The following is a 14925-nucleotide window of genomic DNA, read 5'->3' on the forward strand; positions in this document are numbered from 1 at the left end:
AGGTCTCGCCATTCCGGCTCCGGCATGCTGGTCTGGATGTTGTCGGCTGCGCGAGTTCCGGAGGTGATCATCGCGGGTGGCCGGGGTAGAAGTAGTCGCGTGCGATAGTTCCTGGAGTAAGGACATAAATGCCGAAATATGCGCACAAACGTGGAAGACGCCCCTTGGAACGGTCCGCGACCACGACCGCTCCGCCCCGTTGACCAGGCCCGATTCGGCAGGTTCCACCAGCTCGCCGAGTGCTGACTAGGAGGTACGCGCGTGGCCTCCGGCGCCAGTGACCCGCCACGGCGACCGCCGGGTGACGACGATCCGCGTGCTGACGACGCGCACGACCCGGATCCTCGTACGGCTGACACGCACCCCCAGGGGTCTCGTGCCGACGACACGCGCACTCCGGGTCCGCGCTCCTCCGACGAGCCCCGGATCCGGCATTCCCCGCCTGGCCCCTCGGATGACAGGGCCCGCGGTGTGCCGCTGACCTCCCCCTGGGGCATGCCGCCGTTCGCCGCCCCCACTCCGGACGACTCCCAGGAGCCCGCCAAGGGCCGCAACCCGTACAGCTCTCCGACGGCCGATCCCGAGACCGAGCCCCGCCGCCGCCCCCGCCGCACGGTCGACCGCCCCGACAAGCTCGTGGCCAGCGGCCCACCCCGCCCCGTCCCGGCCCCTGACACGGAGTCCCCACCCAGTACGGTGCCCCGTCCCTACGTGGGTTACGGGGATGGCGGGGAGCGTGAGACCGAGACGGGGCGCGGGACCGGCACCGGTGCCCGTTCCGGAGCCGGCTCGTGGTTCGATGCCGCCTCGCGACCTTCCGAGGCGCCGGCGGACCGTGCGAAGGAGGGCGACCCCCGCCGGCGGACGGAAGCACCGGGGCAGGCCTCGGCCCAGCGGGACCGGCCGCCGTCAGAGGAACAGGCGGCGCCGGAAGGACGGGCGGCGGCGCGCCCCGAGCCGGAAACCCGGCCCCAGCGCGGCGCCAGAACGGCCCCCTACCGCATGACCCACCGCCCACCCCCGCCCGGCGCCACCCCGGCTGCGGCGGAGGGCGCCGGGCATGAGGAACCCGCCCGGCGCGACGACGACGCGACCCGGCCCGGCGAGGTCGTCCCTGGATCCGCCGCGGCGGTGGGAGGCGTCGCCCGCAAGGGTGGCGAGGAGTCCACGGACTGGCGTGACGACACGAGGCACGACACGGCGAAGGGCGGTCAGGCCGCCACGGACACCGGTGCGGATTCCGTACGGCATGACGCGGGCGACGACGCGGAGGACGTACGGGATGACCGAGGCCGCGATGTGCGGCGGGGTGAAGGCGACGGGGAGGAGTTGGTGCGGCGGGTGGGGCGGCCGCCCGGAGGCCGGCCCACGAGGCCGGACCTGCTCGTCGCGTCCGGGCCGGCCGGCGGCAGGCACCAGCGGGGTCCCGCGCCCGCCGCGGTCCGCCGGTCGAGTCCGATGCGGCGCAGGCGCAGCGCGGCCGTTCCCATCGCCGTGGCGCTGGCGCTGGCCGTGCTGGTGGCGGGCGGCGTGCTCGTGTGGCAGTGGCGCGACACCGGAGATCCTGGGCTGAGGCTGGCCACGGGCACCGGCCGGTCGGGGGACGAGCTGTTCACCGTCCCCGCCTCCACGGGCCAGGGCTCCAACCAGAAGCTCAACGACATGGCCTCGGCGGGCGGCGCGGTGGTGGCCGTGGGCAGTGACACGACGAGCCCGACGCCGCGCCCGTTGTTCCTGTTCTCGCCGGACGGCAAGAAGTGGCAGCTCGGCAAGGTCACCGGCTCGACCACGCCCACGGTGCAGCGGGTCGTCGGGGGCGCGGGCCGCTGGCTGGCCAGCGGCGGTGACGGGCTGAACGAGCGCGGCCTGTGGACGAGCACCGACGGGCTGACGTGGCAGGCCGTGGAGCCGAGCGGCCTGGCCGCCTTCAGGAACGGCGATCTGGTCCACGACATCGCCAGGACGGCTTCGGGGTTCGTCGCGGTCGGCAGGACGGCCCTGCAGGACGGCGGTTCCGGCGCGGCCGCCTGGCATTCGGCCGACGGGCGCGCCTGGGAACGGGTGGACACGCGCGGCCTGGACGTCGGCGAGCTCAAGGCGGTGGTGGCCAAGGGGGACACCGTGGTGGCGCTGGCCCAGCCGGCGCAGGGCGAGGGGGCGCGGGTCATCCGTTCGGCCGACGGCGGGCGGGCCTGGGAGGCGACCGGCTTCCAGCTCCCCGAGGCGCTGCCGCGGATCGGGACGCTGGCCGTGACGCCGAAGAGGTTCGTGCTGGTGCCGACGAGGCAGCGCACGATCACCGGCGAGGTGCGCGTCTACTGCTCGCCGACCGGCGCCGCGTGGTCGCAGTGCGGCACGATCGGCGGGCTGAGCGAGGCGAGCCCGGGGGTGGAGTCGCTGATCTCGCACGCGTCGGGGGTGGCCGCCGTCAGCCTGGCGAGCCTGGGCGGCTACTCGGTGCTGAACAGCGCCGACGGCCGCGCCTGGACCGAGCGGGCGGAGTTCGGCGACCTGGCGGGGGCGACGCTGCGCGGGTTCACGATCTCGCCGGGCGGCACCCTGTTCGCGGGCGGTGACCAGGCGGCGGCGGACGTGGACAACCAGCTCGTCCTGATGGCCGCGCCTCCGCGCGGCAAGCCGTCGCGGGTGCGGCTGGCGCAGGTGGACGGGCTGTCGAGGGTCGCCCGCGAGACCAGCAGGCTGGCCGGCCACGAGGGCAGGTACGTCGCGGTCGGCTCGGCGTCGGGTGACGCGGGCATCTGGACCAGTCTCAACTGGCAGGACTGGACCTCCATCAGCCTCGGCGGCCCGGGCCTGCAGCAGCTCCATGACGTCGCGTTCGGCCGTCGCGGCTGGCTCGCGGCCGGTGGCACGCAGTCGGCCCTGCAGGTCACCGAGCCGCTCCTGGTCACCTCCCAGGACGGGCGCGAGTGGAAGAAGGTCGCGATCTCCGGTGACCTGGCGCGTCCGGGCGACCACCCCCACCTGGACACACGGGTGCTCGCCGCCGGGCCGAAAGGCTACGTGCTGGCGGGCGAGGGCCGAGGCCCGTCCGGTACGGTGTCCGCCGCCATCTGGTTCACCCCTGACCTGCGCCGGTTCACGCGGTCGAAGAGGCTCCCGCAGGGCGGCTCCGACGTGCGCGTGCACGATCTGGCCGCGACTCCGGCCGGCTACGTGGCGGTCGGCGGGGCGGGGGCCGGCTCCGACGAGAGCGGCGTGGTGTGGGTCTCGGAGGACGGCGTCAACTGGAAGGCGCGCAAGCGGGTGGCCCCACCGGACTCGACCTCGGCGGGGCTGCGCCAGGTGGCCACTTACCAGGACAGGCTCGTGGCCATCGGCACCGCGCAGACGTCGTCCGGCGCCCGCCGCGCCTTCTCCGCGATCTCCGAGGACGACGGCGCCACGTGGAAGACCAGCTGGCTCCCGGCGGAACAGGCGGCGGCGGTCTACGACCTGGCGGCGGCCGAGCACGGTCTCGTCGCGGTCGGCTGGCACGGCAGGCCCGGCGAGGGGGACAGCGCGGCGTGGGTCTCGCAGGACGGCGAGACGTGGAGTCGCCTGGACCTGACGAAGGACCGCCTGGCAGGCCAGGGGAGCCAGTGGCTGACGGCCGTCACGGTGGCGGGCGAGGAGGTGGTGGCGCTGGGCCGCTCCACGACCTACAGCGACGACCACCTGATCCTGTGGACGTCCACCCTCACCTCGAACCGGTGAAGCCTGAAAGTTATTGACACGTCCATTGCTGCCGGTGAAGCTTGTCGTCAATTCTGGCGGGAGGTCCCACATGACGGCTACGGCACGCGACGACCAGGGCGTCGATCCCGCGCGCTCGCGGCGCGCCCTGGTGGCGGGCTCGGTAGGCAACTTCATCGAATGGTACGAGTTCGGCGTCTACGGCTACTTCGCCACCATCATCGCCGCCAACTTCTTCACCCCCGCCGGCGCGAGCGACCTCGAGGCGCTCGTCAGAACGTACGCCTCCTTCGCCCTGGCGTTCTTCTTCCGCCCGCTGGGCGCCGCCGTCTTCGGCAGGCTCGGCGACCGGATCGGGCGGCGGCCCCTGCTGATCGTGGTCGTGCTGCTGATGTCCGGCGCCACGGCGCTGATCGGGCTGCTGCCCACCTACTCCGCGATCGGCGCCGCCGCACCGTGGCTGCTCACGCTGGTCCGCATCCTGCAGGGGTTGTCGGCGGGCGGCGAGTTCGGCGGCGCCGTGTCGCTGATGACCGAGTTCGCGCCCAGAGGCAGGCGCGGGCTCTACGGCGCGTGGCAGTCGTTCACCGTGGCGCTCGGGCTGCTCGGCGGCGCGGGAGCGGCGGCGCTGCTGGCCACCGTGCTGTCGGAACCCGATCTGAAGCAGTGGGGCTGGCGGGTGCCGTTCCTGCTGGCGCTGCCGCTCGGCGCTCTGGCCCTGTGGCTGCGGCTGCGGCTGGAGGAGACCCCCTCCTTCCAGCGGGCCCACGCGGGCCAGGCGCACGCCAAACCCGGCGCGGGCGAGGTGGCCAGGGCGATCCTGCTCGGCATCGGGCGGCTCATGGGCTGGTCCGCCGCCGGCTACACGTTCCTGGTCGTGATGCCGTCCTACCTCCAGACCACCCTGAACGCGACCTTCCAGCAGGCGCTGGTCGCCACGGTGGTGGCCAACCTCGGATTCGCGCTGGCGATCATCCCGGCAGGCGTACTGAGCGACCGGATCGGCAGGCGGCCGGTCATGGTGGCGGGCGCGGCCCTGGTGGTCGTCCTCGCCTTCCCGCTGATGAACGTGCTGCAGGATCCCGGTGCGTCCGGCCTGGTCAAGGGGCTGGCGGTGCTGGTGGCCGGGGCCGCGGTGGGGCTGATGGCGGGACCAGGCCCGGCGATGCTGTCGGAGATGTTCCCGACCACGGTCCGCTACACCGGACTGGGGCTGGCGTACTCGCTGTCCAACGCGGTCTTCTCCGGATCGGCGGGACTGATCATCACCGAGCTGATCAAGACGACGGGCGACGTGGACATCCCGGCCTACTACGTGATGGCGGCCTGCGTCGTCAGCGTCGCCGCCCTGCTCACCCTGCGCGGCGACGACCACCGCCGGGACCTGCGCGCCTGACCGTCATCCGGGCAGGACACGCCACCGCGTCAACGTCTCCAGCAGGCCGTCCGTGAGCGGGAGCCGTACCAGCTCCTCGTGGGCGCACCAGCGAGCGTCGGCGGCGTCGTCGCCGGCGGCGAGCGAGCCGCCGGTCACGGTGGCGAGATAGTCGCGGATGACGTACGTGTCACCGCCCAGGCCGGGCCGGTCCACGGTGCCCGCGAGCTCGCCCACCGATACCCGCAGGCCGGTCTCCTCCATCACCTCGCGCGTCAGGGCCGCGGCGTCCGTCTCGCCCGGCTCCACCCGCCCGCCGGGCAGGGACCACAGGCCCGCGCCAGGCGGGCGGCCGCGGCGGATGACGAGCAGCCGCCGGGAGGCGTCGAAGACGATCGCGCCGACACAATTTACGCGCACCTGACCAACATTACGGCGGGACAACAGGAAGCGGTCTTGACGGGGCGGCGCCTGAAGAAGCACCGTGGGTAGCTGTGAGAGCGGCTCCAACCTGCCCGCGGTGTTTTGGCCCGCTTCACGGGCCGAGTGCGGTGTCGAGTGCATGGCGTTGCGACGCGCACGGTGACGTCCTGCCCTATCAACCTCCCTGGCCGCCGTCCCAGACGGCGGTGGAGGAGATGCGCAAGAACTCTCTGGTGCCCGTGTGGCTGCCTTGGCCGCTGCCCGCCGGCTGGCTGGTGACGGGCTTCGGGGAGGTGGGCGAGGAGCGCCGGGGCGTCAGGGCCAGCGTGGTCGCGCTGACCGGGCCCTCACTCTCGCAGGGGCCCGCCGACCTGCTGGTCGTCGCCGAGGAGCCGGGCGTGGGACTCGGAGCCGCGTTCGCCGGGCTGGACGGGCCCGATCCCGGCGAGGGGTTCGACACCGGGCCGCCCAACGCCAAGATCGAGGTGCTCGGCCACCCGACCCCGCTGTGGTGCGTCGGCGCGGCGGCCGACCGGGCCGTCTACGCGGGCGAGGCGATGGGCAACTGGCTGTGGACGATCGCCTGGCCGTCGGATGCCGGATGCCTCATCGGGCTGGGCGAGCTGACCCTGCTCGATCTGCGCGACCACGACCTCGACGTGCCCTTCGGGGCGTTCTCGCCGAGGCTGGAAGATTGAGGCTCGCCGGACAACTCACCATCAACGCGATACGTGTACCGACCCGGACGGGCTAGAGTTCGGAGGCGTGACAGCGCGTATCGAGCGAGTGGTGACCGAGGGCGTCGTCGACATCGACGACGTCGAATACAAGGTCGAGAACAACACCTGGATCATCGGCGACGACGACGAGGTGATCGTCATCGACCCGGCGCGTGACGCCGACAAGATCCTGGAGCAGGTCGGCGAGCGCGAGGTGCTCGCCGTGATCTGCACACACGGCCTGCCCGACCACGTCGGCGCGGCCATCGAGGTGGCCAGCAGGGACGAGGCGGTCATCGCACTCCACCCCAAGGACAAGCCGCTCTGGCGGGAGACCTGGTCGGAGACCTGGCCCGACATCGACATGGAGGACGACGGCATCTTCGGTGTCGCCGACGTCCAGCTCGACGTCATGGAGACGCCCGGCGTCTCGCCCGGCGGGGTCTCGCTCTACTGCGAGGGGCTCGCGGCCGTCTTCTCCGGCAAGACGCTGCAGGCCGACGGGCCGGGCAAGCTCGGCGGCGAATACCCTCGCCTGGCCGACCAGCTCACCGCGATCGGCGGGCGGCTGTTCACGCTGCCCGCCGAGACCCGGGTGCTCGCGGTGCACGGTGACGAGGTGACGATCGGCGACCTGGAGCCGCACTTCGACGACTGGATCTCCGGCTCGCTGACCCGTTCTCCGTCCGAGGCCGCCCCCGCCGCTGAGGGCCCGCTCTCCGACGGCACGAAGATCTCCGGCATCAAGCTCGGCCCGGGCGACGAATAGGGTGTACGACCAGCTCCCGCTGGAAGGGATGCCGCGGCGGCTCTACTCGTGCACGCCGTCGCGGTTGAACGCCTGGCTCGACTGCCGGCGCCGCTACCGGTTCACCTACCTCGACCGGCCCCAGCCCTCCAAGGGACCGGCCTGGGCGCACAACAGCGTCGGGGCGAGCGTGCACAACGCGCTGGCGGCCTGGTGGCGAGAGCCGTACGAGCGGCGCACGCCGCTGACGGCTGCCATCCTGCTCACCAACGGGTGGATCGCCGAGGGGTTCAGGGACACCGCCCAGTCGGCTGAGTGGCTCGGCCGTGCCCGCGACCTCGTGTCCGGATATGTCGCCACTTTAGATCCGTCGGATGACCCCGTCGGCGTGGAGCGGACCGTGGCCACCCGCACCGGCGTCATCGCGGTGTCCGGCCGCATCGACCGGCTCGACCGGCGCGGCGACGAGCTGGTGGTCGTCGACTACAAGACCGGGCGGCGGCCGCTCACCCAGGACGACGCGCGCTCCTCGCTCGCGCTGGCGATCTACGCGGTCGCGGCGTCCAGGATGATGCGGACCCCCGCCCGCGCGGTCGAGCTGCACCACCTGCCGACCGGCGAGATCGTCGAGTGGCGGCACACGGAGGAGTCGCTCGGGCGCCACCTGCGGCGGGCCGAGGAGATCGCCCTGGAGGCCTCGGCGGCCGACGAACGCTACCGCGAGGTCATGGGCGCTCCGGCCGCCAAGAGCAGACGGCCCTCAGGAGCCGCTGGAGGGCGCGCCGGCACGCCGAGCGGCACCGACCCCGCGACGGCGGTCAAGGGCCCGAGAGAGGCTTCTGGGGCGCGCGCGGACAGGCCCTCCGTGGGGCCGGCCCCCGTCACCGACGAGCTCGACGCCCTCCTGGCCCCCAATCCCGGCCCGATCTGCGGCTGGTGCGACTTCCGCCGCCACTGCCCCGAGGGCCTGGCCGCCGCTCCCGAGCATCGCCCCTGGGACGCCCTCGCCGAGTAGAGGTCAGGTCGCGGGCGCCTTCGGCCAGCGGCGGGGGTCGGTCAGTCCCTTGAGCCCCCTGCTGACGTCATAGCCGGCCGCACCCAGCCGCGACCGCGAATCGCTCAGCATCTGCCTGGTCGACGGCATGAACGCGCGGTCGTGCAGGTGCTCGGGCAGCGAGTTCAGGGCGAACCTGAACGCCTGCAGCCCGGCCGTGACCGCGCCCCGCGGCACCTCCGGCAGGACGCCGTACATCCGCCGGGCCCACCGCGGCAGCGTGTAGTAGCACAGCGCGCCGAACGGGAAGTAGCCCGGCCGGGCGGGCGACAGCAGCCGCAGCTCCCGGGGCAGCCGGGGCCAGAGCAGGAACCGCACGGTGGACGCGGCCTCCTCGGTGACGCGCAGGCTGGGCCGCACCCGCTCGAAGTAGGCGTCCAGCTCGGCACGCGAGCCCGGCACGTCGTCGAGGTGCAGGCCGACGTAGGCGGCGCTGGCGCGCTGCTCGGCGAGGTAGCGGTCGGCCTGGCGCCCGGTGAGGCCGAGGCCGCCGCGCCTGGCCACCTCCAGATAGGACGAGACCTCGGCGCAGTGCACCCAGAGCAGCAGCTCGGGATCGTCCACGCGATGGGTCCTGCCGGTGGCGGGATCGGTGATGCGCAGGCCGCGGTGGAGGGCGCGCACCCGCCTGCCGATCTCGGCGGCCTCCTCCGGGGTGCCGAACGTGACCCGGCCGACGAAGTCGGCGGTGCGGCGCAGGCGGCCGAACGGGTCCGCCTGGAAGTTGGAGTTCTGCCACACGCCGAGCATCGCGAGCGGATGCAGCGCCTGCAGCATCAGGCCGCGGACGCCGCCCACCCACATGGAGCGGTCGAGGTGCACCTGCCAGGTCGCGCTCTGCGGTGGCTGGACGACGATGTCCGCCACGGTGGAGGTGTGATCACATGGCATGGGACCTGGTGTCCAGGTAGTGGCTCTCGGCGGTGTTCCAGAACCTGACGAGCGCCGTGGCGGTCGTCTCCGGCGCCTCCACGGCGGGGGAGTGCACGGCGCCCGGGACGACCACGCACTCCGCGTTCAGGCTGCGGGCCATCTCCGACTGCGTCTCGGCCGGCCAGCCGTCGTCGTGCTCGCCGTACAGCACCAGGGTGGGCACCTCGATCTGGCGCAGCTCGTCGGTGCGGTCGCGCATGGTGAGCACCTGCTCGGCCATGTACCGCAGGCCCGTGGGCGAGTTGGACAGCAGGCGCCTGCGCAGGAACGCGATGATCTCGTCGGGCACCCCGTTGGCCAGCGCCTCCGGCTCGAACCCGGCGTGCCACACGTGCTCCAGCCCCAGCTCGGGGATCTCCCGGGCCATCTTGCTGCCATGGTGGGCGCGCTTGCCCATGATCGCCGCCGGGCCGGAGCTCATCAGCGTGAACGAGGCGAACTTGGTGCGCCCGTCGATGACGGCCTCGCGCGTGACCAGCCCGCCGAAGGAGTGGCCCACCAGGTGCACCGGCTCGCCGTCGCCGAGCTGCTGGGACAGGAGGTCGATGTCGGCTCCGAGCGCCGCGCAGGTGTAGGCCGCAGGGTCCTCGGGGCCCGGCGTCTCATACTGGCCGCGCAGGTCGACGGCCAGCACGCGGCGGCCCGACTGGGCCAGGGTCTGCAGGACCGCGATGAAGTCTTCCTTGCTCCCGGTCAGGCCGGGCACCAGCAGCGCGGGCCAGCGCTCCACCACGCCGCTGACCGGCAACGCCTCCAGGGCCGCGAACATGCCCTGCGGCGTCTCGAGCTTTCTTGGTGCAACGCCAGGAGGCAGGTGCAGGAATCGCGGCGTACTCACGTGGGGCAACAATACCCAGAGGTCAGCACGTCAACACCGGCGTACGCATTACGCTGGTGCGAGTTTTGGGGAGTTGTGAGGTATGCGGGAGCTGCAGATCCGTCTCGCGAACGCGTGGGACGACGTCGAAGAGGTGTTCGGCCCGCAGGGGGGCCAGTCGGGCTGCTGGTGCATGTGGTTCCGGATGCCGGGCGCGGAGTTCAGGACGCTCGAAGCCGGCGAGCGCCGCGCACGGCTGCGCGCGCTCGTGGAGTCCGCACGCCCGCCGGGGCTGCTCGCCTATCTGGACGGGACGCCCGTGGGCTGGTGCGCGGTCGCGCCGCGCGAGGAGCAGGCGCGCATCGGCCGCTCGCCCAGTACCAGGCCCGCCGACCCCGATGAGACCGGCGTGTGGTCCGTGACCTGCTTCTACGTGACCCGCCAGGGGCGTGGCCAGGGCATCGCGGCGGCCCTGCTCCAGCGGGCCGTCGCCTTCGCCGCGGCCGAGGGGGCGGTGGCGGTGGAGGGCTACCCGACGGACTCCGACCGCAGGCTGGCGGCGGCCGAGCGGTACCACGGGTGGCGCTCGCTGTTCGAGCAGGCGGGATTCGAGGAGATCGCCCGCCGCACGCCGACCCGGCCCGTCATGCGCCTGTCCCTCGCCTGACGCCGTCGCGGGCCGTACGGCTGGAAGGGCCCCGTACACGCGAAAGGCGCGCACCGCGGTGTGCGGTGCGCGCCCTTCGTCTGCGGTGCCTAGCCCGCGCGGCGGCGGTTGCCGCCACCGCCACCGCTACCGCCACGCGGCTGGCGGCGCTGCTGCTTGCGCTCGGTGGCGGCGGACGGGGCGATGTCGTCGTCGTCCGTAGCCAGGTCCGGCGACTGGAAGATCACCGAGAACGGGCTGGCGGGGATGATGCGCTCCGGCTCCTTGCGGGCCGGGGGCGGCGGGGTGGAGAAGTCGGGAGCCTGCACGCTGGCCTGCTCGGTCGCTGTTTCGGTCACCGGGGTGGCCTCCATGATGGGCTCGGGTACGTTCGCCGGGCGGGTCACCGGAGAGAGGTCCGCGACCGGCGCCTGCTCGGAGACCGCTACGGCCTCCACGATGCCGGCCCCGACGTCGGCCCCGTTGTCAGCCTTGACGTCAGCCTTGACGTCGGCCTTCGTGTCGGCCTTCGTGTCGGCCTTCGTGTCGGCCTTCGCCGGGCGGCGGGTGCGGCGGCGCGGCTCGGCGGCCACCGTCTCCACCTCGTCCGTGGAGATGATCGCGGGCGTCTCCTCAAGATCACGGGAGCGATCGTTCACGAGCTCGACCTCCGGCGTCTCGACGGCAGTGCCCTCTTCGGCGAGCTTGCCACCGCGGGTGCGGCGGCGCTGGCGCGGCGCGCGAGCGGGACGCTCGCGCTCCTCGCGCTCGTCACGACGGCCTCCTCCGCGCGGTCCCCCGCGCAGGCGGGGCCGGCCCGTCTCGCCGAGGTCCTCGACGTGCTCCGCCGACAGGCCCGCCCGCGAGCGGTTGGCGCGCGGGAGCACACCCTTGGTGCCTTCGGGGATGCTGAGCTCGGTGTAGACGTGCGGCGAGGTGGAGTAGGTCTCCACGGGGTCGGGGAAGTCGAGGCCGAGCATCTGGTTGATCATCTTCCAGCGCGTCAGCTCCTCCCACTCCACGAAGGTGACCGCGATGCCGGTGCGCCCGGCCCGGCCGGTGCGGCCGATGCGGTGCACGTAGGCCTTGTCATCGGCCGGGCAGTCGTAGTTGACCACGTGGGTGACGTCGTCGACGTCGATGCCCCGGGCCGCCACATCGGTGGCGACCAGGACGTCGATCTTGCCGTGCCGGAACGCGCGCAGAGCCTGCTCGCGCTGGCCCTGGCCGAGGTCGCCGTGGACGGCCGCGACCGCGAACCCGCGCGTGTCGAGCTGCTCGGCGACCATGTCGCAGGCTCGCTTGGTCTCGCAGAAGACCATGGTGAGCCCGCGGCCCTCGGCCTGGAGCAGCCGGGCGACGATCTCGATCTTGTCCATCCGGTGGGCCCGCCACACGATCTGGCGGGTCTTCGGAGGGGTGTCGCCGTCGCCGTCTTCGAGCTCGGCTCGCACGTGCGTGGGACGGTTGAGGTATTTCCGGGAGAGCCCGACGATCTCGCCCGGCATGGTCGCCGAGAACAGCATCGTCTGGCGCTCGGCCGGGATCAGCTTGAAGATCCGCTCGATGTCGGGCAGGAAGCCCAGGTCGAGCATCCGGTCGGCCTCGTCGAGCACGAGGCTCGTGATCTGGCTCAGGTCCAGGTGCTTCTGCTTGACCAGGTCGAGCAGGCGGCCGGGGGTGCCGACGATCACGTCGACCCCGGCCTTGAGCGCCTCGATCTGCGGCTCGTAGGCCCGTCCGCCGTAGACGGTCAGGACTCGGGAACCGAGCTTGCCCGCGGCGGTGACCAGGTCTTCGCTGACCTGGACGGCCAGCTCACGGGTCGGTACGACGACCAGCCCGCGCGGCTTCTTGCGGTTTTTGCGTGGCTTGCCGATGCCTTGCAGCATCGCGATGCCGAACGCGTAGGTCTTCCCCGTGCCCGTCCTGGCCTGACCGATGAGGTCCTGGCCGCTCAGGGCGAGCGGGAGAGCCATCTCCTGGATCGGAAACGGTGTCGTGATGCCCTCGGTCTCGAGGGCATCGGCGATCTCTGGTGTGACTCCGAGGTCTCGGAAAGTCGTCAGCGTGGCCTGCCTCAGTCTCAAATGAAGGCGGGCCTGCCGGGACCGACGGGCGGAAATGAATCCCCGTGCCTGGGTCCTCGCGGTAGAGCCAGCCCTCTCGCGTCATCAGCGACCGCGCACCCGGGGAGTCGGGGGTTATCGGGGGAAACCCCCGAATTAACACAGTGCGGTCGCACTTTCACAGAGCAGTGTACTCGATACCACAACGTTGACCGAGCTTACGTATGTTCCCGAAGATTGACCGAAGTACGCTGCGAGGCATGAACGAGTCCCCTGGGGGCGTCGACCTGCTCGGCGTCCTGGCCTATGCCGAGCTCAGCGCATTCACGAGGATGACCGAGGACGCCGCGCTCCTGGCGCCGTCGCTGGCCGACCGGACCGCGCTCAGCGAGCTGGCCGTGGCGGAGTATGAGCACTTCCGGCTGCTGTGCGAGCGGCTCACCGAGCTCGGGGCCGATCCCGAGGGGGCGATGCTGCCCTTCGCCGAGGCGCTCGACGCCTGGCACACCCAGACCAAGCCGGCAGACTGGCTGCAGGCGCTGGTCAAAGCTTACGTGGGCGTGGGCATCGCGCTCGACTTCTACCGGGAGGCGGCCAGGCGGCTGGAGCCGTCGATCGCGAAGCTGGTCGACGAGGTGCTGGCGGACGGCGGCCGGGCCGGGTTCGTGGTGGAGAGGGTGCGGGCGGCCCTGGCGTCCGATCCGGCGGCGAGCGGGCGGCTGGCGCTGTGGGCGCGGCGGCTCGTCGGCGAGGCGCTCAGCCAGGCCCAGCGGATCGCGGCGGCCCGGCCGGAGCTGGCCAGGATGCTGGAGGAGTCGGTGGCCGACGACCAGGCGGACATCTCCCGGCTGTTCGCCACGCTCACCGAGGAGCACGGCAAGCGGATGTCCGCGCTGGGGATCTGACCGCCGCCTGCCGGCGGCGATCGGGTGCGCAAAGGAGGCCACTCCGCACATCGAGCGGCGCGAGGGCACGAAACGGTTGTACGGTGCCAGACATGAGGGCCTCGCGCCGCTACGGCAGTTCCTTGACGAGATGTGGGCCGAATCGCTGGACTTCGCGCGCCGTGCTGCGAAGGGGAAGCGCGGACTGTCCGGCCACCGAACAGGAACGCGATCGCGTCCCCCGGCGCCGGCGGCCCCGCGGCTGCCGGCTCGACGACCCCCACGAGCATCCCTGAGGCCCGGCCTGGAGGTGCGCATGCCTCTCCAGGCCGGCCCGGGGGAGTGAAACGCGTCAGAGGGTGCCGCCGAAGCCCACGGGGCGGGTCTCGTCCTCACCGATCTCGAGGAATCCCAGCGACGCGACCGGCACAATGACGCGCCTGCCCTTCACGTCGGTGATGGTGAACACGCCCCGATCGGCGGCAAGGGCGTTTCTGATCTCCATTTCGACCTGGTCGGCTGACAGGTCGGTCTCGACAACGAGCTCACGGTGCACCGAACGTACGCCGATCTTGATTTCCATCATGCTCCCTTTCGACGGGGCTTGCTCATCCCATCGTGGCTGCCGGACGCCGGAAAAGCGCCGCTGATCGCGACCAGCGAACGGGTTATGCCGTACGCGGAAAACCGCTGATGCCTCGCCAGGCGAGCCGGGCCATGAGCTGCTCGGCCGCGTCCTTGGGGATGGAACCCTGCGTGGTGACCCAGTAGCGGGCGCTCACCTCGGCCATGCCGACCAGCCCGACCCCCAGCAGGTGGGCCTCGTCGCTGGTGCAGCCGGTGTCCTCCTGGATCACCGCGCTGACCATCTCGGCGCATTCGCTCAGCGAGCGCTCGACGAGCTGCCGCACCGGCGCCACGTTACGCAGGTCGGACTCGAAGACGAGGCGGAAGGCCTCACCCTGTGTGGAGACGAAGTCGAAGAACGCGCTGAACGTCGCCTGCACCCGCAACTTGTTCTCGTGCGTGGAGGCCAGCGCCTCGCGGCAGCGGTTGACCATGTCCTCGACGTGCAGGTCGAGCAGCGCGAGATAGAGCTCCAGCTTGCCCGGGAAGTGCTGGTAGAGCACCGGCTTGCTGACTCCCGCCCGGTCCGCGATCTCGTCCATGGCCGCCGCGTGATAGCCGTTCTCGACGAACACTTCCTGCGCCGCGCTGAGCAACTGCCGACGACGGGCGAGGCGGGGCAGCCGGGTGCCCCGGGGCTTGGCGTCCGGGGTAGCGGTCACGCGGGTCTCCATGTTTTCGAGCGGGTCGTCCCGACATCCTACGTGCGAGTAGCCGCCGTCTCAGCGATAGTCGTCATCATCCAGCTCGACCACACGGTCCTGGTCCGCCGCGTCGGCGGGATCGACCTCAAGGGGAAACTCGAGGCGCGGCCGGCCCTCCGCTTCGTCCAGCTGACGCCGCTGCTCGGCGGCGTCCGCCTCCGGAGCCTCGATCGGCAGCTCCTCGTCGTCGAAGTGCCCCTCGTCACCGCGCACGTCCATTTCCGACATCT

At 72.2% G+C, this 14925-nt stretch carries 13 protein-coding genes and 1 pseudogene; 7 read left to right on the plus strand and 7 right to left on the minus strand.

Annotated elements, in window-relative coordinates:
• Positions 1–471: 471 nt before the first annotated feature.
• Together V5E28_RS18240 and V5E28_RS18245 are read left to right on the plus strand one after the other, a co-directional pair.
• A complete protein-coding gene (locus V5E28_RS18240; RefSeq protein WP_336208119.1) occupies positions 472–3717 on the plus strand; it encodes a hypothetical protein in 3246 nt (1081 codons plus the stop codon).
• Positions 3718–3787: 70 nt separating this feature from the next.
• On the plus strand, positions 3788–5092 hold the full coding sequence (locus tag V5E28_RS18245) for an MFS transporter (RefSeq protein WP_336208120.1): 1305 nt from the start codon (positions 3788–3790) through the stop codon (positions 5090–5092).
• 3 nt (positions 5093–5095) lie between these two features.
• On the opposite strand, the gene V5E28_RS18250 is transcribed toward V5E28_RS18245, so the two are convergent.
• Positions 5096–5491, minus strand: a complete 396-nt coding sequence (locus V5E28_RS18250; protein WP_336208121.1) for an NUDIX hydrolase — start codon at positions 5489–5491, stop codon at positions 5096–5098.
• A gap of 74 nt (positions 5492–5565) precedes the next feature.
• On the opposite strand from V5E28_RS18250, the gene V5E28_RS18255 reads away from it, so the two are divergent.
• The 3 genes from V5E28_RS18255 to V5E28_RS18265 all read left to right on the plus strand — a co-directional run bounded on the left by V5E28_RS18255 (position 5566) and on the right by V5E28_RS18265 (position 7976).
• The gene (locus tag V5E28_RS18255) at positions 5566–6192 is read left to right on the plus strand and encodes a DUF6758 family protein (protein WP_336208122.1); all 627 of its coding nucleotides are present in this window, start codon (positions 5566–5568) and stop codon (positions 6190–6192) included.
• A gap of 67 nt (positions 6193–6259) precedes the next feature.
• Positions 6260–6982, plus strand: coding sequence for an MBL fold metallo-hydrolase (locus V5E28_RS18260; RefSeq protein WP_336208123.1), 723 nt, complete (start codon positions 6260–6262; stop codon positions 6980–6982).
• 1 nt (position 6983) lies between these two features.
• On the plus strand, positions 6984–7976 hold the full coding sequence (locus V5E28_RS18265; RefSeq protein ID WP_442945833.1) for a RecB family exonuclease: 993 nt from the start codon (positions 6984–6986) through the stop codon (positions 7974–7976).
• Between the two features lie 3 nt (positions 7977–7979).
• Here the strand turns inward: V5E28_RS18265 and V5E28_RS18270 are convergent, their stop codons facing one another.
• Together V5E28_RS18270 and V5E28_RS18275 are read right to left on the minus strand one after the other, a co-directional pair.
• Entirely contained in the window at positions 7980–8906 is a 927-nt protein-coding gene (locus tag V5E28_RS18270; RefSeq protein WP_336208124.1) for an oxygenase MpaB family protein, read from the minus strand.
• Positions 8896–9786, minus strand: a complete 891-nt coding sequence (locus tag V5E28_RS18275; RefSeq protein ID WP_336208125.1) for an alpha/beta fold hydrolase — start codon at positions 9784–9786, stop codon at positions 8896–8898. Before V5E28_RS18275 ends, V5E28_RS18270 begins: the two co-directional genes overlap by 11 nt.
• An 82-nt stretch (positions 9787–9868) precedes the next feature.
• Between V5E28_RS18275 and V5E28_RS18280 the strand changes: the two genes are divergently transcribed.
• Positions 9869–10432, plus strand: coding sequence for a GNAT family N-acetyltransferase (locus V5E28_RS18280; protein ID WP_336208126.1), 564 nt, complete (start codon positions 9869–9871; stop codon positions 10430–10432).
• Between the two features lie 527 nt (positions 10433–10959).
• On the opposite strand, the pseudogene V5E28_RS18285 reads toward V5E28_RS18280, so the two are convergent.
• Positions 10960–12390 (minus strand): annotated as a pseudogene (locus tag V5E28_RS18285) (DEAD/DEAH box helicase); the annotation flags it as partial.
• Between the two features lie 350 nt (positions 12391–12740).
• Between V5E28_RS18285 and V5E28_RS18290 the strand changes: the two are divergent.
• The gene (locus tag V5E28_RS18290) at positions 12741–13385 is read left to right on the plus strand and encodes a ferritin-like fold-containing protein (RefSeq protein WP_336208128.1); all 645 of its coding nucleotides are present in this window, start codon (positions 12741–12743) and stop codon (positions 13383–13385) included.
• Between the two features lie 331 nt (positions 13386–13716).
• Here the strand turns inward: V5E28_RS18290 and V5E28_RS18295 are convergent, their stop codons facing one another.
• The 3 genes from V5E28_RS18295 to V5E28_RS18305 all read right to left on the minus strand — a co-directional run bounded on the left by V5E28_RS18295 (position 13717) and on the right by V5E28_RS18305 (position 14914).
• Entirely contained in the window at positions 13717–13950 is a 234-nt protein-coding gene (locus V5E28_RS18295; protein WP_336208129.1) for a DUF3107 domain-containing protein, read from the minus strand.
• Between the two features lie 82 nt (positions 13951–14032).
• The gene (locus V5E28_RS18300; RefSeq protein ID WP_336208130.1) at positions 14033–14653 is read right to left on the minus strand and encodes a TetR/AcrR family transcriptional regulator; all 621 of its coding nucleotides are present in this window, start codon (positions 14651–14653) and stop codon (positions 14033–14035) included.
• 60 nt (positions 14654–14713) lie between these two features.
• Positions 14714–14914 (minus strand): hypothetical protein, encoded by a 201-nt coding sequence (locus tag V5E28_RS18305; protein WP_336208131.1) that lies wholly within the window; start codon positions 14912–14914, stop codon positions 14714–14716.
• Positions 14915–14925 lie beyond the last annotated feature (11 nt).

The sequence above is a fragment of the Nonomuraea sp. LPB2021202275-12-8 genome, from assembly GCF_037044575.1.
In the GTDB taxonomy this organism is placed as follows: Bacteria; Actinomycetota; Actinomycetes; order Streptosporangiales; family Streptosporangiaceae; genus Nonomuraea.